Here is a 19,222-nt window from a genome sequence, read left to right on the forward strand (position 1 = left end):
GAACGGCGCTCCGTCTCTCAGGGCCGGTCCGGGTGCCAGGCGTGTGCGAGAAGCGGGTAGTCGCTCTCGACGTCGGTCGTGAGGATCTTCTCGGGCGCTTCGAGCAGCCACTCGGCGACTCTCCCCTCGGTCAGCGCGCTTTCGGACTCCTCGAACGCCTCGTACACCCCTTTCATACTTTCTGCTTCCATGTACCACAGGAGCTGGAGGTCGCCGCCTTCCTGGTCGAGGAACACCGACTCCGTGTGCATCCCCTCCTCGTCGAGGATCGGTTCGAGCTGTGCGTTGAGCCAGCGCCGAAACGCCGCCCCGAGCCGTCCGCGTCGCATCACGAACTGCTCGGCGCGCAGTATCCTGACGAACAGTTCCATGACCCGTCGGGGCCAGCCGGGCGTGACGCGCAGTCGAAGCAGTACCACATCGACCATGCGATTCATTCACTTGGAGGACGCTTAAGTGGCTTCTGTGGAGGCCGGTTCGCCCTCGAATCGCGATCAACGTCGCGTCGCTCGCTCGATCGCCCGCAACACACCATGTAAGGTAGTGATCTCCCTGTCGGTCGGGTGGGCGCGCCCGACCAGCCGGCGGACGAGTCGCATCGTCTTCGGGCGCTTTCCGTCGGGATAGCCGACCGTTTCGAGCGTCGTGTCGAACCGCTCGTAGAACCGCTCGATCTCGGGTTCGGCGGCGCGTTCGTGTTCCACGTCGGGCAGCTGTGAGTCGTCCATCGCCAGCCCCCGCAGTTCGTACAGCGCGACCGTCGCGGCCTGTCCGAGGTTGAGTACGGGGTAGTCGGCGCTCGCGGGGATCGCACAGATCTGGTCGAGACGGGCGAGTTCCTCGTTCGTCAGCCCGATGCGCTCGCGCCCGAAGAGAAGTGCCACGTCCGTTTCTACCTTCGAGAGGTCCTCGGCGAGTTCGGCGGGCGTCCGGAAGGGAAATCGGACGTGTTTTCTGGCGTCCTCGTTGGTCGTCGCGGTGAAACCCACGGTGTGGAAGTCCTCGATGACCTTCTCGAACGTCACTTCCCGGGCGTTCGGCAGTATGTCCTCGCGGGCCTGTCCGGCGAAGCCGTAGGCCTCACCATCGGGATCGAGTTCGGGCGGGTCGACGAGCAGCAGTTCGGAAAAGCCGAAGTTCTTCATCGCGCGGGCGATGGTGCCGACGTTGCCGGGCGTCTCGGCGTCAACCACGACGACGCTGATCACGAGGAGGGGTACTCCTGGCCGAGATCGACGTCCCGCAGGTCGATCCGCTTGCCGTCCTCGGGCTGGTCGACCGCCAGCTCCTCGGGGTCGACCTCGCTCGGGTCGGGGACGTCCCCGGGGTCGGTCTCGACGTGTTCGATCCCCTCGTAGTTTCCGGGCGCGCGTCCGCCGTCGGCGAACCACTCGTGGAAGGCGTCCTTCAACTCGTCCTCGCCCATGTATTGCGTTCCGCCCTCCTCGCGGAACCAGTAGAGGAAGTCCGGTTCGTGCTCCTCACAGACGAGCACCTCCGATCGGGGTTCGCCGTAGACGGCCTCGGCGGCGTTGCACTCCTCGATGTCCTCGTCGCCGTGGATCAGCCAGCAGGCCTGACACGGCGAGGTGACGAGCAGTTCGAGACGCTGGAGACGCAGGCGCGTCTCCTCGGGGATCTCGTCCAGCGGCTTGAACTCCCCCTCCGAATCGAACACCTCCCCTTCCTCGAAGCGCCAGCCGCGAAGCCCGATGCTCACCTTGCCCATGTCCGTTCTACCCGCGCGGGCGGTAAAAACCGCGTGGATCCGCCCGCGGATACGCGGGCGAACCGGGCCACCTATCCGGTCGCCCGCCCTGTTCCCGCGTATGCAGACCGTCGAGGCCGCCGGACTGGGGATCGGCGACGACCACCCGCCGCGGATCATGGGCGTTCTCAACGTCAGCGAGGAGTCGCCCTACGACCCGAGCGTCTTTTCCGACCCCGGCGAGGCGGCCGCGTACGTCGACCGCGAACTGATAGGGGAGGGCGCGGACATCGTCGACGTCGGCCTCGAATCCGCGAACAAACGCCTCGACGTGCTCTCACCCGAGGAGGAACTCGACCGCCTCGATACCGCCATCGAAACCATCGACTCCGTCTCGGGCGACGCGGTCTTCTCGATCGAGACCCGCTACTCCGAGGTGGCCGAGAGGGCGCTCTCGCGGGGATTCAACATGGTCAACGACGTCTGTGGCTTCGCCGACCCCGCGATGCCCGAGGTCTGTGCGGCCCACGCTGCCGCCGTCGTCAAGATGGCCTCGCCGCCGGACCTCGAACGCCCCGGCGCGATCGAATCGGTCGACGACATTTACGACGCACTCGCGACCAACGGCTTCACCGAGAAGACGATCCTCGACCCCGCGTTCGGGGGGTGGAGCCCCGAGAAGACCCTCGCGGACGACCGCGAGACGCTCTCCAGGTTACGGGAGTTTCGCGCCTACGGACGGCCCCTCCTGGTCTCGATCAACCGCAAGAACTTCCTGCGCGATGTCGCCGGCCGAAGTACCGAGGAGGCGCTTCCCGTCTCGCTGGCGGCGACCGCGATGGCCGTCGAACGGGGCGCCCACGTCCTCAGAACCCACGACGTGGCCGAGACCCGCGACGCCGCCCTGGTCGGCCGGGAGTTCGCCCGCGAGCGCCTCTCGAACCTCGCGGTCGAGGAACTCGACGTGACGAGCGAGCGGGAGGCCGCCCGCCACCTCGAACGCGTCGGCGGGAACGCCGAACTGGCCGACGCGGGCGTCACCCGCTGGTTTCGCCTCTCGGATCTCGGGGACGCCTACGACCCGCTCGCCGCCGCGGTCGCCGATAGCAGGGGGGTACACCTCGCGGGCGCCGACCCCGCCCTCCTGTTCGGCACCCGGGACGGGATCGACTCGCTGAATCGGGTGATCTCAGACGAATCGAGCCGCCTCTCGGCTATACTCTCGAAGATTCTAGATGAATATCATTAAGAGAAAGCTTATACCAAAGGCGATGAAAGGAACGGGTGGAAGCCGGAAGGGCCTCCGGGTAGGGGTACTCGGGCCACTCCGGCTCACGGAACCGATTATCTCGACGCCAACTCGGAAGCGACTGCCATGAACTTCGAGACGTGGGAGCCGGTCTACGAGTCGATCCTCGCGGACTTCGGGTTCGATCGTCAAGCGGACGCGCACGCCCGCGACGTGCTCGCCGAACTCACGGGGCCGTTCGACGGGCGCCGTCTCGCGGGGATCGAGGGAGCGACCGTCGCGGTGGCGGGGGCGGGACCCTCGCTTCCCGACGAACTCGATTCCGTGGCGGACGCCGACTACGTGATCGCGGCCTCGACCGCCGCCGACGTGCTCCTCGCGGCTGGCCTCGACCCCGACCTGCTGGTCACGGACGTCGACAAGAACCCCGAGACCGCTCGGGAACTCACCCGGAAGGGGACACCGGTCGCCGTCCACGCCCACGGGGACAACCTCGGGCTGATCGAGACGTGGGTGCCCCGGTTCGACTCCGAGCACGTCCTCCCGACGACGCAGACCGCTCCGAGAGGGCCCGTAGCGAACTTCGGGGGGTTCACCGACGGCGACCGGGGGGCCTTCCTCGCCGACGAGTTCGGCGCGGGGAGGATGGAGTTTCCGGGGTGGGACTTCGATGACCCCTCCGTCGATGCGATGAAAGCCCGGAAGCTTCGCTGGGCCGAACGCCTGCTTCACTGGCTCGAAACCCGCCGCGGGGAGCGGTTCGCGGTTCTCGACGGCCGGCGCGACGGGATCCGTTCCGTGAATTGATCACACCGTAACTCCTCTAGGGGACGAGGACGACCTTCCCGCGGCTCTCGCGGTTCTCGATGGACGCGTGGGCCTCGGCCGCGTCCTCCAGGTCGAACGTCTCGCCGACGACGACCTCCAACTCGCCCGAGGCAAAGCCCTCGGTCAGGTCGGGGACCGCCTCGAACACCCGCTCGGGTGCCTGCTGGCTCGCCCGTCCGAGGTGGTAGCCGATCACCGAATTGTTCCCGAAGAAGAGCGTCGGGGTCTCCACTCGTCCAGGCTTGCCGCTCGCGACGCCATACGTGACGACCCGGCCGAACGGCGCGAGCGCCTCGACGCTCCGCTCGAAGCTCTCGCCGCCGACCCCGTCGAGGACGAGGTCTAGTCCCTCCTCTGTGATCTCCTCGACTTCCGTCGCGACGTCCGTCTCGGTGTAGTTGATCGGGTGATCACAGCCCAACTCGGCGGCGAGATCGAGTTTCTCCCCCGTGCTCGCGGTGCCGAACACCTCAGCGCCCGCACGGGAGGCGAGTTGGACGGCGGCGGTGCCGACCCCGCCCGCGGCGGCGTGGATCAACACCCGCTCGCCCTCTTCGAGTCCACCCCACTCGAACAGGCAGTTGTGCGCGGTGATGTACTGGACCGGGAATCCGGCGGCCTCCTCGAAACCCATCCCCTCGGGAATCGGAAACAGCGCCCCCTCGTCGGCGACGGCGTACTCCGCGTAGCCGCCCCGTCCGACCAGCCCGACGACCCGATCGCCCTCCTCGAGGCCGGTTCCCTCGGCCTCGCTCACGACGCCCGCGGCCTCCATACCCGGCGTGAACGGTGGCTGTGGACCGCCGGGATACTCGCCACGGCGCTGCATTATATCGGCGAAGTTGATCCCCGCCGCCCGCACGTCGAGCAGGACCTCTCCCGCCCCCGGTTCGGGCCGGTCGATCTCGCTCGCTTCGAGCGCGTCGCTGTCGCCGAACTCCTCGATTCGAATGGCGTTCACGTCCCCGGATTGGACCGCCGGCCCCATAAAACGGGGTCAGAACTATGCGTCGAGGCGTCGTGTTCCCGGCATGGCAGATCACCGTCTGGGGTTCCGATCGTTCGACGAGGAGACCGATTCGGCGACGCTCGAGGTCGCGGGAGAGCTCCCCGACTGGCTCTCGGGGACGCTCTACAGGAACGGACCCGGGCGGTTCGAGGTCGGCGATCGAACCCTCGCCCACTGGTTCGACGGGTTCGCGCTGCTCCGTCGCTTCGAGATCCACGACGGGGAGATCGGGTACTCGAGTCGGTTCCTCGACAGCGACGCCTACCGGGCGGCACAGGATGGTGAGCTTCGCTACGGGGAGTTCGGGACGACCCCCTCGTGGTCGTTGCTCGATCGCCTGCGGACCCGCCTCGGCGGCATCCAGACCGACAACGCCTCGATCACGGTCCGCCACCGCGACGGCGAACACCGGGCCGTGACCGAGACCGCCCGCGAGGTCGCCTTCGACCCCGCGGACCTCTCGACGCTCGGCCACCGGACGGTCGACGTCGCGGCGACCGGAACCCTCGCCCACGACCACTACGACTTCCTCCAGGAGGAGTGGGTCGGCCTCGGGACGCGGTTCGGCCGGAAGCCGGGCTACGTCCTCTATCGCGACCCCGACGACGGCCCCGCCGAACGAATCGCCCACGTCGAGCGCGACGAACCCGCCTACCTGCACAGCTTCGCGCTGACGGACCACTACGCCGTCGTCACCGAACACCCCTTCCGGACCGCCCCGCGCCGCCTGCTCTCGGACCGGCCCTACGTCGAGAGCTTCCGGTGGTACCCCGAGCGCGAGACGCGCTTTCTCGTCGTCGACCGGCGCGACGGCGAGGTGGTCGCCGAACCCGGCGTCCAGCCCTTCTTCACGTTCCACCACGTCGACGCCCACGAACGCGGCGACGACCTGTTCGTCGACCTCGTCGCCTTCGAGGACCACTCGATCGTCCCCGCGCTCTCGCTCGCGAACCTCCGCTCGCGCGCGCCCGACGTCCCCTCGGGGGAGCTCCGGCGCTACCGGATCGACCTCGAGACCGGGCGTGCGGAGGGACGAACCATCTTCGAGGGGGGAATCGAGTTCCCCACGATCCACTACGCCGAGGCGAACCTCCACCCCTACCAGTTCTGCTACGGCGTCGGAACGGACGGGGGTTTCAACGACCGCCTGCACAAGGTCGACGTCGAGCGCGGGAGCGCTCGGGTGTGGGCCGAGGAGGGAATCCACCCGGGCGAGGCGCTGTTCGTCCCCCGGCCCGGCGGCGAGCAGGAGGACGACGGCGTTCTTCTCTCGGTCGCGCTCGATACCGACGAGGAGCGCTCGTGCGTGCTCGTCCTCGACGCCGCGGAGTTCGAGGAACGCGCCCGCGCGTACCTCCCCCACGCGCTCCCGTTCGACTTCCACGGGACGTTCTACATGGAGGGCCAGGAGCCGACGCCGTCGATGACCTAGGGCGCGAGCGCCTCGATCGTCGTCTCGATTTCGTCCTCGGTCGCCCCGCGGGGAAAGCTCACCGCGAGCGCGTCCAGCCCCTCGACCGACTCGAAACGCTCGATCATCCCCCTCGCCTCCTCGGGCGTGCCCGCCGCACAGAGGTCGTCGAGCAGGTCGTCGGGGATCGCCCCCAGCGCCTCCTCGCGCTCGCCGCTGCCCCAGGCCGCCGCGACGGCGTTCGCCTCCTCCTCGTAGCCCTGGCGGGCCAGCGATTTTCGATAATAGGTGCCCATTCCGCCGACGTAGAAGGCGGTGTGCTGGCGCGCGAGTTCGCGGGCGCGCTCGCGGTCCTCGAGGGCACAGCAGGTCAGCGAGAGCGTGGTTCGAAGCTCGCTCGGGTCGCGGTTTCCGAGGTCGGCTCCCCGTTCGAGGTCCGCGAGTCGCTCTCGAACGCCGTCGGGCGTGAAGACGACCGCGTGCCACCCATCGGCGAACCGGCCGGCGAGTTCGACCGACTTCGGACCCAGACCCGCGACGTCGACCGGCGGCGGGGTCTCGGGCGGCTTCGATCGGAGACGGAACCCCGAGAGCTGGAAGACCTCGCCGTCGTACTCGACGCGCTCGCCCGAGAGCACCCGCCGGACGACCTCGACGCACTCGCGGGTCCGCCTGAGCGGGCGGTCGAACGCCGCGCCGTGCCAGCCCTCGATCACCGCGGGACCGCTGGGGCCGATACCCAGTCGGAACCGGCCCTCGCTCACCTCCTGGAGGGTCGCGGCGCTCTGGCCGAGCAACGCGGGGGAGCGCGAGTAGACGGGGAGGATGCTCGACCCCAACCCGATCGAGTCGGTGCGTTCCGCGAGGACGGCGAGGGACGCCACCGCGTCACGGCCCCACGTCTCGGGCGACCAGACGCGGCCGTAGCCCGCTCGCTCGGCCCGCCGTGCGTAGGAGACGAGCGAGTCGACCCCCGACTGAGCGGCCACGGGCAGGTGTACCTCCCGCGCAGTCATTTGAAACTCACCGCGAGTTGTGCGTGCATACCGCGGGGAGGGCGGCCGACCACTAAAAGAGCGGGGTCAGTCGATCGCGACGAGTTCCTCGATGTCGGGGATGTCGGCGCTCGCCGTCGAGAGCTGTTCCATGCGCTGGAGGTGTTTCTCGGCGGCGTAGGCGGTGAGTTCCTCCTCGCCGAGGCCGGCCCCGTCCTCGCTCGCGGCCGCGGTCGCGGCGACCGCCTGGGTCAGCGGCAGGAGTTCGTTGACCGTCTCGTGGACGACGTCGATCGGGACGCCCTCCTCCTCGATGAGTTCCTTGAGTTTGGCCATCCCGAATCCGACGTGTCTCCCCTCGTCGCCGCGGATCTCGGTGAATCCGGCGACCAGCCCCGGCACCAGCGGGAGCTCGGGGATCTCGCCGCTGTAGCCGGTCTGGACGGCGTAGTAGCCCGTCTGGGCCATGATCCCCTCGATCGTCAGGTGGTAGTGACAGAACGCCCGCACGCGGTTTTCGGGCGTGTCCTCCTCCAACAGACGGCGCATCGAGCGCTCGTTCCGTTCGAACAGGTCGTGGTAGGTGTCGAAGAACCACCGCCCGTCGAGCGGCGAGGTCCGTTCGAGCCCGCGGGCGTCTTCGGCGGGGTGGACCACCTCCCGCCAGTACCGGTCGAAGAAGTCGGCGTGTTTCGCCTCCTCGTAGAGCTGGGTGGTGATGAACATCTGGTCCTCGATCCCCTCCAAAACCACTGCGAGGGGCGCGAGGTCCTCGGTGACGGCGGCCTCGCCCGCGCCGAACAGCGCCAGCGTCCGTCTGAGGTCCGTGAAGGTCGCCAGGTCGAGTTCCGCCAGCCGCTCGCGGTCCGCGCTCAGGTCGATCGAATCGGGGTCCCAGTGGCGCTCGACGGCGTTTCGGTAGTATCGGTACGCCCGGCGGGTCCGGTCCAGGGAGTGTTCCGCAGCGGCTTTTTGCTGCATGGAGAGAACTCGTTGAATTCAGATAAAAGGATGTTGCATGACGAGTTGACTTTTTATCGCTGGCGCGTCACCACCCGGTATGTCCGTCACGCTGTACCAACTCGACGGCTGTCCGTACTGCGAGAAGGTCGCGGATCGACTCGACGAACTCGGCGTCGAGTACGAGACGGTCTGGACGGAGGCGCTTCACTCGAAGCGGGACGAGGTCAAACGGGTCTCGGGCCAGCGCGCCGTTCCGGTGCTCGTCGACGAGGAGTACGGGATCACGATGCCCGAGTCCGACCGAATCCTGGAGTTCGCAGAGCGGAGCTACGCCTGATTTCGGTCCCGGCGAACGGTACGCTTCGATTCCGGCGTCGGTGCGGCCTTCTGGAGGGCGGTTTCGGCGATGTTCGCGCCGTAGTCACCGATTCGCGACAGCGAGTCGACGACCAGTCCCAACAGCTGGGCGTCGGCGGGATCGGCCGTTCCGAGCTGTTCGTCGATCGACCGCGTTCGGGCGTCCATCCCCGCGGCCTGTGCGAGCGTCGCCGTCGCGAGTTCCGTCGCCCGGTCGCGGTCCTCGACGAGGAAGGCGTCCATCGCGTTCTCGACGATCCCGAGTGACTCGATCCGGAGCGAACCGAGCGGTTCGCGGATGTCCGCAGGCAGTTCCGTGAGGTCGGCGCTGTGGCCCGCGATTTTCACGGTGTGATCGGCGATGCGCTCGATCTGTCTCGCGCACGTCCGGTAATCGAAGCAGGTCTCGCGATCGAGATCGACCGCGGCGGCCGCACGCGGGTCGCGCAACACGGCGCGAAACAGCCGCGAGGTGACGTACCAGAGCCGGTCGACGTCGTCGTCGCGGGCGGCGATGCCGTCGATCCGGTCCGAATCCTCCTCGAGCAGCCCCTCGGTGGCGTCTTCGAGCATCGAGAACGAGAGGAGCCGCATCTGCATGACAGTGTCGTGAACCGACAGCTCCGAGGGGTCGAGGAAGTCCCGGAGAACCATCCGGTCTTCCGTCTCGACGCTGACTTCGAACCCGACGAGTCCCGTCGCCGCCGTGCGGATCGTCCGGCGCTGGGCGGTCGTGATCCGATCCGCTTCGAGGACGATCTCGTCGAAGCCGTTGATGTACAGGGTGACGAGTCGGCTTTCGAGTTCCTGTGGACTCACGTCCTCGACGGCGAGCGTGGTGCTGGCCTCGCTCGGGACGTTCGAGGGCGTCGCGACGAGGGTATTCCCTTCGGGGTAAAAAGCCAGTTCGCTCCCGGCCTCGATTCCCGTTTCGGTCGCCCACGCCTTGGGGAGAGAGACGGTAAAGGTCGACCCGCCCGTGATCTGAACCTTGCGGACCTCCATGCGCCAAGATTCGACCACCAGTACATAAAACCTTCTAAATATATATAGTATCCAATCAGGACCGCCAGAGCGGGCGATGCAGTCCGGACCGATCTGTGGGTAGTCGCGAACGGGAGTGCGACTAAAACGGGCATAGAGGACCATATACCCCCATCTGCGCGGTCAGGTCGAAGAAACGTTACCACTCCCGACGGCTCACATATCGATGTGGAGGGGTTAATAGACCTACACTACACTATATAGCTATATTAGAAGGGTATTTGACCGTTCTCGTAGTGGTGGTCGGTAGCGGCAATCGATCCACTGCCGAGCGGGTGCGGTCGGCCTCCGGCCGCGGTTGGGCGGGGCGATCGGCGCAACGAGCGACCGTCAGCAGTATGGATCCGAGCAGCCCAATAGTTATGGCAACACAGGAACCCACCCATCGATCGAGTCCGAAGGTTCAGATGGAGATCGACGCCGAACGAACCGGCCGGACGACCCGACCAGACACGCCGGTCCTCGAAGCGCGGGACCTTGAGGTTCACTACGGCGACGAGCAGGCGCTCCAACCGATGACGGTCGACATTCCGAAAGAACAGGTGACGGCGATCATCGGGCCCTCCGGCTGTGGCAAGTCCACGTTCCTCCGCTCGATCAACCGCATGAACGACCTCATCGACGTCGCCCGCGTCGAGGGCGAACTCCGGTTTCGCGGCAAGAACGTCTACGACGACGACGTCGATCCCGTGGCGCTTCGTCGCAAGATCGGGATGGTCTTCCAGAAGCCAAACCCCTTCCCCAAGTCCATTCGCGACAACGTCGCCTACGGCCTAACCGTTCAGGATAAGGAGATCACCGACGATGCGATCGAGCGCGCACTCGAGCGGGCGGCACTGTGGGATGAGGTCAAGGACAAACTCGATTCGTCGGGACTCGACCTCTCAGGGGGTCAACAACAACGGTTGTGTATCGCACGCGCGATCGCGCCCGACCCCGAAGTGATCCTCATGGACGAGCCGGCGAGCGCACTCGACCCGATCGCCACCTCGAAGATCGAGGACCTGATCGACGACCTCGCCGAGGAGTATACGGTCGTGATCGTCACGCACAACATGCAGCAAGCGGCACGGATTTCGGATAAGACCGCCGTCTTCTTGACCGGCGGCGAACTCGTCGAGTTCGGCGACACCAACCGCATCTTCGAGAACCCCGACCACCAGGAGGTCGAGGACTACATCACGGGTAAGTTCGGATAGATGACCCGAACCGAGTATCAGCGCCGTCTCGAAGGACTTCGTGAGGAGGTCCTCACGATGGACGACGTGGTCCGAGAACGCCTCGATATCGCGCTCCGGGCGCTCGCGGAGCGAAACGAGGAACTCGGGCGAGAGGTGATCGAGCGCGATCACGAGGTGAACGAGATGTATCTCGAACTCGAACGCGAGTGTACGGGCCTCATCGCGCTCCAACAGCCCGTCGCGGGCGACCTCCGATTCGTCACCGCGTCGTTCAAGATCATCACCGACCTCGAACGGATCGCGGATCTCGCCACCAACCTCGGGGAGTACGCGGGTCGGGCCGAACGAGAGATACACCCCGACATCGACGTCGCCTATATCGGCGAGCGCGTCGGTGAGGCGGTCACGGAGGCGATGGCCGCCTACGCCACAGAGGACGTCGACGCCTGTTACGCCATCGCCCGACGCGACGACGAGATCGACGACCTGTGTGAACGCGCGAGCGAACTCGTCATCAGCGATCTGATCGCCACCGAGGGGGACGACGCCGAGACCGACCGGCTCTTCTCGGAGGTATCGCGCTTGCTGCTCGCGGTTCGGGACCTCGAACGGGTGGGCGATCACGCGGTCAACATCGCCGCGCGCACCCTGTACATGATCGAGAGCGACGACGAACTCATCTACTGAGGCCCGTCGTTCCCGAGGGATCCGTTCGTCGACCTCGAACCGCGGGGGTATCGGAGCCGGGTAGTCGTCCCGTCTCGCCTCCGAACGACAAGCTATAACCCGGTAAGCCGCAACGGTTGACTCGAATGACCTCCCTTCTCGTTACAGGCGCGAGCGGGCTGCTCGGCCGGCGTCTTCTCGACGCCGAGTGGAGCGGCGACCGCGTCGTCGGGACGTACTACTCGACGCCGATCGAGTCGGGCCACGAGACGGTCCGCCTCGACGTCCGCGACGCCGAGGCGGTCGAACGCGTCGTAAAGCGCGTCGATCCCGACGTCGTCGTCCACAGCGCCGCCGCCACGAGCGTCGAGGCCTGCGAGGACGACCCCGAACTGGCCCACGAGACGAACGCGCTGGGGACGAAACACGTCGTCGACGCGGCGACGGCGGTCGGGGCGCGGGTGGTCTATCCCTCGACGGCGTACGTCTTCGGCGACGACGAACCCGTCCACGCGGAGGACGACGAGCCCGCCCCGATCAACCGGTACGGCCGCTCGAAACTCGACGGCGAGCGATACGTCCGTGCGGCCGGTTCGGCGGGCACGATCGTGCGCTTTTGCGTCGTCGTGAGTCTCGACCGGGCCGACAGTCCGGATTTCGGAAGCTGGGTCCGCAGACAGCTCGAAGCGGGCGAGCGGGTGCGGCTGATCGACGATCAGGAGATCACGCCGACGGTGTTCTCGGACGCGGTCGACGCGCTCGGCTACCTCGTCGAGCGTGAGGAACGCGGCGTCTTTCACGTCACGTCGCCCGATCGGATGACGCGCTACGAGTTGGGGCGGGAGATCGCACGTAGACACGGTCTCGACCCCGATCTCGTCGAGGCGATCCCGATGGCGGAGATGGGCTGGGGGGCGCCGCGACCGAGACACCTCTGTTTAGGCTCCGAAAAGCTAAGGCAACGCGGGTACGAACCGGTAAGAATACGGACAGAGTGACTATGAAGAGGGCGTTGATAACTGGGGTTACGGGACAGGACGGATCGTATCTGGCAGAGCTACTGCTCGAGAAGGGATACGACGTCCACGGTATCGTGCGATGGAACACGACGGACGGCTCGTGGGGGGCACACACCCCCCGTCGGGTCGAGGAGATCAAGGCTCGTGCGGACCGGGAGGGACAGCCCCTCGAGTTCCACTACGGCGATCTCACCGACGGGAGCAGCATCCGGCGGGTGATCCGCGAGGTCGAACCCGACGAGATCTACAACCTCGGCGCACAGAGCCACGTCGCGGTCTCGTACGACCAGCCCGACTACACCGCGGAGGTGAACGCCCTCGGGACGCTCCGTGTTCTCGAGGCGATCCGCGAGACCGGCGTCGACGCGCGCTTCTACCAGGCCTCGACGAGCGAACTGTTCGGCAACGCGACCGAGACGCCACAGAACGAATCGACGCGGTTCGACCCCGAGAGCCCGTACGCCTCGGCGAAACTCTACGCCCACCACATCACGAAGAACTACCGCGACGCCTACGACATCTTCGCGTGCAACGGCATCCTCTTCAACCACGAGTCGCCCCGCCGGGTGAAGGCCGCGGTGACCCGGAAGATCTCCCGCACGGTCGCGCGGATCGACGCCGGCGTGGAGGATCGGCTGTACCTGGGCAACCTCGACGCGCAACGCGACTGGGGGTACGCCCCCGAGTACGTCGAGGCGATGTGGAAGATCCTGAACCACGACACGCCCGAGGACCTCGTGATCGCGACCGGCGAGACACATACTGTAAGGGAGTTCGCGACGATCGCCTTCGAGACGCTGGGCTACGGGATCGAGTGGGAGGGAGAGGGCGTCGAGGAGCGCGGGATCGACGCCGACAGCGGGGAGACGCTCGTCGAGGTCACGGAGGAGTTCTTCCGGCCCACGGACGTCCACCTGCTGAAGGGCGACGCCTCGCGGGCGAAACGGGAGATCGGCTGGGAGCCACGCACCACCTTCGCGGGACTCGTCGAGATCATGGTCGAGGCCGACCGCGAGGCCCTCGAGACGGACCGCTCCGAACGGACGGTTCTCGAACGGTAGGGTTCACGGTTCGACGACCCGGGCTACGGACCCGTCGGCGTTCGACGTCGACCGGTCCCGATCGTGGCCCGCACCGAACGCCGAGACGGCCGTCTCGACCGTCGAGCGCGCACGGGGAGAATGATATACGATAGCATGGGGCTTCTAAAGCTTTAACAGCGCGGCCGGAGATGGTAGGAGTGGAGGAGATCATCATGCCAGAGAAATCAGACGCCGAACTGCCGCCGCTTCCGTACGACTACGACGCGCTCGAGCCGTCGATCTCCGAGCAGGTGCTGACGTGGCACCACGACACGCACCACCAGGGCTACGTCAACGGCCTGAACTCCGCCGAGGAGACGCTCGCGGAGAACCGCGAGTCCGGTGACTACGGCTCGACGGGCACCGCGCTCGGCAACGTCACCCACAACGGCTGTGGCCACTACCTCCACACGCTGTTCTGGGAGAACATGAGCCCCGAGGGTGGCGACGAACCCTCCGGCGAACTCGCCGACCGCATCGAGGAGGACTTCGGCTCCTACGAGGGCTGGAAGGGCGAGTTCGAGAAGGCAGCCACCACCGCGAGCGGCTGGGCGCTGCTGGTCTACGACCCCGTCGCGAAGCAGCTGCGCAACCTCGCGGTCGACAAGCACGACCAGGGCGCGCTCTGGGGCGCCCACCCCGTGCTGGCGCTCGACGTCTGGGAACACTCGTACTACTACGACTACGGCCCGGACCGCGGCAGCTTCATCGACGCGTTCTTCGACGTGGTCAACTGGGACGAAGCCGAAGAACAGTACCAGAAGTCCGTCGACCACTTCGAGTAAGTCGCTGAGACCTCACCGTTTTTTCGCCGCCACACCGTGGCCTTTAGTGGCGTCTCCGTCCAACCCCTCCCATGCCCAAACCCAAAGACGAGTTCGACGAACTCTACCCCTGTGACTTCTACACCCCCGAGGAACTGTTCGACGAGGACGAAATGTACACCGTCTACGAGATCGGCCGTCTGCTCCAGGGGCTGGATCCCGAATCCGAACTCGAACCCGACACCGAAGCCGTCCTGTTGGACTGGGCGATCCCGTGGGTGGTCGAGAACGGCGACGACCTCGTCGTCGGAAACCCAGTCTCCGAGGACCAGCCGGGCTACTACGGGCTGAAACGCGAGGAGGACCTGAAGAACGACTAGAACGACATCCGCGCGGCCTGCCCGGCGAGTTCGATGTGGCCGTAGGCGTCGCCCTCGACGCTCGGACCGTGACCGGGGTGGAGTTCGGCGAGGTCCGACGAGATCGTTTCGGCGACCCTGTCGATGCTCCCGATCAGCGTCTCGCGGTCCCCTTCGGGGAGGTCGGTCCGCCCGAACCCGCCGTTCTGAAAGATCAGGTCGCCCGCGAAGAGGATCTCCGGACTCGCGGCGTAGAAACACAGGTGGTCGTCCTTGTGGCCGGGCGTGTGAAGCGCCCGGTACTCGTGATCGCCCAGCCGTACCGACTCGCCGTCCCTTATCGCGTGGTCGACCGCCGGGTGGTCGGGGTCGTGGCCCCACACCTCGACGCCGAACGCCTCACGAACCCCCGAGACGTTCCCGACGTGGTCGGGATGGGTGTGGGTGAGGACGAGCGCGTCGAGGTCCACGGTTCGATCGCGGACGGCGCTCACGACGTCGAAGTTCGCGCCCGCGTCCACGAGGACGGTCCGCTCGCCCGTCACGAGGAACGCGTTGCTGGTGAAGGCCTGGACGCCCGCCGCGAGGTTGGCGATCATACCCGCTCATCGGCCGCCCGCGGAATGACCCTTTCCGTCCGTTGTGATCTCGATCCGTAGTCCACCGGCGTCGCTTTCGGCCAGCGAGAGGCCCCAGCTGTGGCCCTCGGCGATGTTCTGCATGATCACCAGCCCGAATCCCGTCCCCTCGTCAGTGCTGTAGCCGGGTTCGAGCGCGGTCTCGCGTTCGTCCTCCGGGATGCCGTGGCCGTCGTCGTCGATCACGAAGCCCGTGGGCGTGGCCTCGACGGTGATCGTCACGTCGGGACCGGCGTGTTCAACGCTGTTGCGAAACGCGTTCTCGAACAGTTGTGTGAGACGGTTCCGGTCGGCGTGGACGGTGCGGTCGTCGCCGACGACGAGCGTCGAGTCCCCGGTGCCGACGTTTGCCCAGGCCTCCTCGGCGACGGTCCCCAGTATCACGGGCCGCGTCTCGCCGACGGCCTTCCCCTCGCGCGCGAGGACGAGCAACCCCTCGATGATCTCGCGCATCCGCCGGTGGCTCTCGCTCACCTGATCGAGGTGCGAGTCGTCGCCGGTCTCCCTCGCGAGCGAGACGGACCCCTCGGCGACGGTCAGGGGGTTGCGAAGGTCGTGTGAGACGACGCCGACGAACTCCTCCAGTCGGGCGTTCTTCTCCTCGAGCGCGCCCTCGCGGGCGGCCCGATCCAGCGCGACCGTCGCGGTCGCCGCGAGCAGTTTCGCGAAGTAGACGTCCGCGTCGTCGAACGCATCCGGGCTGTCCGAGGCGATGATGAGCACGCCGTGATCGCCGAGCGAGAAGATCATCTCGGTTCGAAGGTGCGTCTCGGGGTTGTGGGCGCCCTCCTCCTCGTGGACGCCCTCGAAGACGCGGTCCTCGCCGGACTCGAAGACCTCCCACGCGAGGCTCTCGTCGCGTTCGAGCGTCGGGACCGTCCCGAGCGAGGCCTCGACGGTGTCGGTGTAGGCGATCGGTTCGAGTCGGTCGCCGGTCGAATCCACGAGGTGGATCCCGGTGTGGGTCAGCCCGAGGACGCGGTCGGCCGCCGAGACCGTGACGTTCGCGACCGCCGTTTTCCCTTCGGCCGCCATCAGATCGCGGGTCGCTTCGAGCAGGTGTTCGAGCGTCCACTCGGTGCGCTTGAACTCGGTGACGTCCCGCCCGATCCCGCAGATCCCGATCGTCTCGCCGTCGTCGACGAGGCGCGAACTGGTGAACTCGTAGGGCCTCGACCGGCCGTCCGGACCGGGAAGCTCCGCCTCGATCGTGATCGGCAACTCCTCGGGGTTGCAGTCGTCGATGATCGCCGCGATTCGGTCCGCCTCCTCGTCGTCGAAGAGATCGACGGGGTGCATCGACGCCAGTTGTTCGTCGACGAGGCCCGTCACCTCCGAGAGACGGTCGTTCCAGTGGGTGAACCCCGACCCATCGAACGCGTAGACGACATCCGTCACGGTGTCGATCATCGCGCGTGCGAGGTGGTCGTCGGCCGTCTCGTGGCCGGGATCGGCTTCGGCCTCGATCTGGGCGCGAAGGACCTCGGGTCGCCCGGCGGCGTCGGTCGGCAGGACGCGTACGCCGGCCAATCGGGCGGCCCTCGCGTCGTCCTCGTCGTCCGTCAGGACGACCGTCGGCGGCCAACTCCCCTCGAACCCCTCGGGAAACGAACCGACGCAGAGGACGCAGTCGACCCCGGCGGAGTCGGCCACCTCGTCCGGCGCGACGGGGGTGAGCGTCACTCGCTCACCGAGGCCTCGACCGACCGCCGCGCACTCGTCGGAACTGCCGACGAACGCGACCCGCACGCGTGGGCTCATTACGGTAGTTATCATTCAACTATTACATATCTTTTGCGATACGAATGTCGGGTCGGATCGGTGGGTGTTTTGTGGTCGGCGGTAACTCACCGGACATGGACGTCACGCTGCTCGAAGCCACCGAGGACCCCGAGCGGGTCATCTGTACGGCCGCGCGAAACGACTACATGAGCGGGTTCGTCGGCGATCAGTCCTTCGAGGAGGTCATGGAAAGCGTCGACGGCGAGGGGATCGAGGAGAAGAAACGGACCCTGATCGGCCACCTCCTCTCGCACGGGCACTTCGGACCGTTCGAACACCCGCAGGCGACGTTCGCCGTACGAGGGATCAGCCGGTCGTGTATGGCCCAACTCACCCGCCACCGTCACGTGAGTTTCGACGTCCAGTCGATGCGCTACGTCGCCTTCGACGACGTGGATCCCGACGACGTGCGTGACGGCGAGATGGTCGTCGTCCCCCCCTCCGCGAGCGACCCGAACTGGGTCGGGCGCAATCAGACGAGCGGCGCGGTCGACGAGGAGACGGTGAGCGAACGCGAACGGGTGTTCACCGAGTCGGTTTCCCGGTCGGTCGAGGAGTACCAGCGCCTGCTCGAACTCGGAATGGCCCCCGAGGACGCCCGGTTCGTCCTGCCCATCGGCACCGAGGTCAACCTCGTGATGTCGATGAACGCCCGGATGCTGATGCACGTGGCAGATATGCGCGCCGCCGCAGACAGCCAGTGGGAGATCCGCGAGATGACCGAGAAGGTGCTCGCCCTCGCTGCGGAGTGGTGTCCGCTCACCTTCGCGTACTACGACGAACACATGAAGGGCCGGAAGAACCGCCTCGCGCCATGACCGGCGAGGCCCGCGACGCGACCGGCGAGGGACCGCTCGCCGGGCTGACGGTACTCGACTGCTCGCAGGTACTCGTCGGACCCTTCTGTACGATGCAACTCGGGGACCTCGGCGCCGAAGTGATCAAGGTCGAACGCCCCGACGTGGGCGACCAGACCCGCGGGTGGTACCCCCCGCGCTTCGGCGAGGCGGGCCCGAGCGCCTACTTCGCGAGCGTCAACCGGAACAAACGATCGGTGACGCTGAACCTCGCCCGGGAAGAGGGCCAAGAGGTCCTCCGGACGCTGGCCGCCGACGCGGACGTCCTCGTCGAGAACTTCCGAGTCGGGACGATGGAGGGGTGGGGACTCGGGTACGGGGCGCTCTCGAAGGTCAACCCCGAACTGATCTACTGCTCGCTGTCGGGCTACGGCGAGTGGGGGCCCTACAGCGAGAAACCGGCCTACGACCTGATGATCCAGGCCGAGGGCGGGATGATGAGCATCACCGGCGAACCCGGTCGAGAGCCGGTCCGCGTGGGCGTCGCCATCGCGGACATCGGCGCGGGGATGTACGCGACCCAGTCGATCCTCGCGGCGCTGCTCGCTCGGGAACTGCAGGACGTCGGCGGCCAGAAGATCGACGTGAGCCTGCTCGACGGTCAGGCCGCCTGGATGTCCTACATGGCGACGAACTACTTCGCGAGCGGCGACGTTCCGGGAAAGATGGGTAGCGCCCACCCGACGATCGTCCCCTATCAGGCGTTCGAGACCCGCGACGGCCACGTCGTGGTCGCGGCAGCATCGGAAAAACTCTGGCGGGCGTTCTGTGCCGCGATCGACCGCGAGGACCTCCCGGAGGACGAGCGCTTCGAGACCAACGCCGATCGGGTCGAGAACCGCGAGATGCTGGTCCCGATTCTCGAAAACGAACTCGCGGAGTACACCACCGAGGAGGCCCTCTCCCGGCTGGCCGCCCACGACGTGCCCGCGCGGGCGGTCAACGACATGGCGGACGTCTTCAGCCATCCGCAGATCGAGGCCCGCGGGATGGCCCGCGAGGTCGAAGGTCCCGCGGGCACCATCGAGATGCCGGGAAGCCCGATGTTCCTCTCGGAGACGCCGACGTCGATCCGGCGCCACCCGCCCGAACTCGGCGAACACACCGAGGCGGTCCTCCGGGAGACGGGCTATTCGGCCGTGGAGATCGATCGGTTCCGGGACGCCGGCGTGATCTAACGACTCCCGATCCCGGCCGCCGCGCCCGACTTCGGCGGCCGTTCGATCGGTTAGTACAGAATATTAGAACAATAATATAATATATTCATGCAGAATTTTTTGGAGAATATCCAAAGAACGTACTATATCGTT

The 19,222-nt window shown here is 66.7% G+C and carries 21 protein-coding genes; 12 read left to right on the forward strand and 9 right to left on the reverse strand.

Going from position 1 to position 19,222, the window contains the following annotated elements; translation table 11 throughout:
• Window positions 1-17 precede the first annotated feature (17 nt).
• The 3 genes from QRT08_RS03020 to QRT08_RS03030 all read right to left on the reverse strand — a co-directional run bounded on the left by QRT08_RS03020 (window position 18) and on the right by QRT08_RS03030 (window position 1,729).
• The gene (locus tag QRT08_RS03020; protein ID WP_286044347.1) at window positions 18-428 is read right to left on the reverse strand and encodes a DUF6176 family protein; all 411 of its coding nucleotides are present in this window, start codon (window positions 426-428) and stop codon (window positions 18-20) included.
• A gap of 66 nt (window positions 429-494) precedes the next feature.
• The gene (locus tag QRT08_RS03025; protein ID WP_286044349.1) at window positions 495-1,208 is read right to left on the reverse strand and encodes an RNA methyltransferase; all 714 of its coding nucleotides are present in this window, start codon (window positions 1,206-1,208) and stop codon (window positions 495-497) included.
• Window positions 1,205-1,729 (reverse strand): DUF8114 family protein, encoded by a 525-nt coding sequence (locus QRT08_RS03030; protein ID WP_286044350.1) that lies wholly within the window; start codon window positions 1,727-1,729, stop codon window positions 1,205-1,207. The genes QRT08_RS03025 and QRT08_RS03030 overlap by 4 nt, the downstream gene beginning before the upstream one ends.
• A 100-nt stretch (window positions 1,730-1,829) precedes the next feature.
• Here QRT08_RS03030 and folP point away from each other — a divergent pair, with 100 nt between their 5' ends.
• Entirely contained in the window at window positions 1,830-2,957 is a 1,128-nt protein-coding gene (gene folP / locus QRT08_RS03035; RefSeq protein ID WP_286044351.1) for a dihydropteroate synthase, read from the forward strand.
• A 126-nt stretch (window positions 2,958-3,083) separates the two neighbouring features.
• Window positions 3,084-3,764 (forward strand): 6-hydroxymethylpterin diphosphokinase MptE-like protein, encoded by a 681-nt coding sequence (locus QRT08_RS03040; RefSeq protein ID WP_286044352.1) that lies wholly within the window; start codon window positions 3,084-3,086, stop codon window positions 3,762-3,764.
• A 16-nt stretch (window positions 3,765-3,780) separates the two neighbouring features.
• On the opposite strand, the gene QRT08_RS03045 is transcribed toward QRT08_RS03040, so the two are convergent.
• Window positions 3,781-4,746 (reverse strand): quinone oxidoreductase family protein, encoded by a 966-nt coding sequence (locus tag QRT08_RS03045; protein ID WP_286044354.1) that lies wholly within the window; start codon window positions 4,744-4,746, stop codon window positions 3,781-3,783.
• Window positions 4,747-4,816: 70 nt separating this feature from the next.
• Here QRT08_RS03045 and QRT08_RS03050 point away from each other — a divergent pair, with 70 nt between their 5' ends.
• Complete coding sequence (locus tag QRT08_RS03050; RefSeq protein ID WP_286044355.1) at window positions 4,817-6,226, forward strand: carotenoid oxygenase family protein; 1,410 nt, start codon at window positions 4,817-4,819, stop codon at window positions 6,224-6,226.
• On the opposite strand, the gene QRT08_RS03055 is transcribed toward QRT08_RS03050, so the two are convergent.
• Together QRT08_RS03055 and QRT08_RS03060 are read right to left on the reverse strand one after the other, a co-directional pair.
• Window positions 6,223-7,221, reverse strand: a complete 999-nt coding sequence (locus QRT08_RS03055) for a TIGR04024 family LLM class F420-dependent oxidoreductase (RefSeq protein WP_286044356.1) — start codon at window positions 7,219-7,221, stop codon at window positions 6,223-6,225. The two genes, QRT08_RS03050 and QRT08_RS03055, sit on opposite strands and share 4 nt — an antisense overlap.
• Before the next feature lie 66 nt (window positions 7,222-7,287).
• Window positions 7,288-8,181 (reverse strand): ribonucleotide-diphosphate reductase subunit beta, encoded by an 894-nt coding sequence (locus QRT08_RS03060; protein ID WP_286044357.1) that lies wholly within the window; start codon window positions 8,179-8,181, stop codon window positions 7,288-7,290.
• A 79-nt stretch (window positions 8,182-8,260) separates the two neighbouring features.
• Here QRT08_RS03060 and QRT08_RS03065 point away from each other — a divergent pair, with 79 nt between their 5' ends.
• Window positions 8,261-8,500, forward strand: a complete 240-nt coding sequence (locus QRT08_RS03065; RefSeq protein ID WP_286044358.1) for a glutaredoxin family protein — start codon at window positions 8,261-8,263, stop codon at window positions 8,498-8,500.
• On the opposite strand, the gene QRT08_RS03070 is transcribed toward QRT08_RS03065, so the two are convergent.
• Window positions 8,491-9,525, reverse strand: coding sequence for a phosphate uptake regulator PhoU (locus tag QRT08_RS03070; RefSeq protein ID WP_286044360.1), 1,035 nt, complete (start codon window positions 9,523-9,525; stop codon window positions 8,491-8,493). The two genes, QRT08_RS03065 and QRT08_RS03070, sit on opposite strands and share 10 nt — an antisense overlap.
• Before the next feature lie 446 nt (window positions 9,526-9,971).
• Between QRT08_RS03070 and pstB the strand changes: the two genes are divergently transcribed.
• From pstB to QRT08_RS03100, 6 genes are all read left to right on the forward strand, one after another.
• Entirely contained in the window at window positions 9,972-10,763 is a 792-nt protein-coding gene (gene pstB, locus QRT08_RS03075) for a phosphate ABC transporter ATP-binding protein PstB (protein WP_286045021.1), read from the forward strand.
• Window positions 10,764-11,432 carry a phosphate signaling complex protein PhoU gene (phoU, locus tag QRT08_RS03080; RefSeq protein WP_286044361.1) on the forward strand — a complete coding sequence of 223 codons (669 nt, stop codon included), beginning with the start codon at window positions 10,764-10,766 and terminating at the stop codon, window positions 11,430-11,432.
• A 125-nt stretch (window positions 11,433-11,557) separates the two neighbouring features.
• Complete coding sequence (locus QRT08_RS03085; RefSeq protein ID WP_286044362.1) at window positions 11,558-12,409, forward strand: SDR family oxidoreductase; 852 nt, start codon at window positions 11,558-11,560, stop codon at window positions 12,407-12,409.
• Window positions 12,410-12,411: 2 nt separating this feature from the next.
• Window positions 12,412-13,491, forward strand: a complete 1,080-nt coding sequence (gmd, locus tag QRT08_RS03090) for a GDP-mannose 4,6-dehydratase (protein WP_286044363.1) — start codon at window positions 12,412-12,414, stop codon at window positions 13,489-13,491.
• A gap of 194 nt (window positions 13,492-13,685) precedes the next feature.
• A complete protein-coding gene (gene sod / locus QRT08_RS03095) occupies window positions 13,686-14,297 on the forward strand; it encodes a superoxide dismutase (protein WP_286044364.1) in 612 nt (203 codons plus the stop codon).
• Between the two features lie 71 nt (window positions 14,298-14,368).
• Window positions 14,369-14,656 (forward strand): DUF5827 family protein, encoded by a 288-nt coding sequence (locus QRT08_RS03100; protein ID WP_286044366.1) that lies wholly within the window; start codon window positions 14,369-14,371, stop codon window positions 14,654-14,656.
• Here QRT08_RS03100 and QRT08_RS03105 read toward each other — a convergent pair.
• Together QRT08_RS03105 and QRT08_RS03110 are read right to left on the reverse strand one after the other, a co-directional pair.
• Window positions 14,653-15,234, reverse strand: coding sequence for an MBL fold metallo-hydrolase (locus tag QRT08_RS03105; protein WP_286044367.1), 582 nt, complete (start codon window positions 15,232-15,234; stop codon window positions 14,653-14,655). The two genes, QRT08_RS03100 and QRT08_RS03105, sit on opposite strands and share 4 nt — an antisense overlap.
• A gap of 6 nt (window positions 15,235-15,240) precedes the next feature.
• Window positions 15,241-17,034, reverse strand: coding sequence for a PAS domain-containing sensor histidine kinase (locus QRT08_RS03110; protein WP_286044368.1), 1,794 nt, complete (start codon window positions 17,032-17,034; stop codon window positions 15,241-15,243).
• A 95-nt stretch (window positions 17,035-17,129) separates the two neighbouring features.
• Here QRT08_RS03110 and thyX point away from each other — a divergent pair, with 95 nt between their 5' ends.
• Together thyX and QRT08_RS03120 are read left to right on the forward strand one after the other, a co-directional pair.
• Window positions 17,130-17,873, forward strand: coding sequence for an FAD-dependent thymidylate synthase (thyX, locus tag QRT08_RS03115; RefSeq protein ID WP_286044369.1), 744 nt, complete (start codon window positions 17,130-17,132; stop codon window positions 17,871-17,873).
• Complete coding sequence (locus QRT08_RS03120) at window positions 17,870-19,090, forward strand: CaiB/BaiF CoA transferase family protein (protein ID WP_286044370.1); 1,221 nt, start codon at window positions 17,870-17,872, stop codon at window positions 19,088-19,090. The genes thyX and QRT08_RS03120 overlap by 4 nt, the downstream gene beginning before the upstream one ends.
• Window positions 19,091-19,222 lie beyond the last annotated feature (132 nt).

This window comes from Halalkalicoccus sp. NIPERK01 (assembly GCF_030287405.1).
GTDB lineage: Archaea > Halobacteriota > Halobacteria > Halobacteriales > Halalkalicoccaceae > Halalkalicoccus.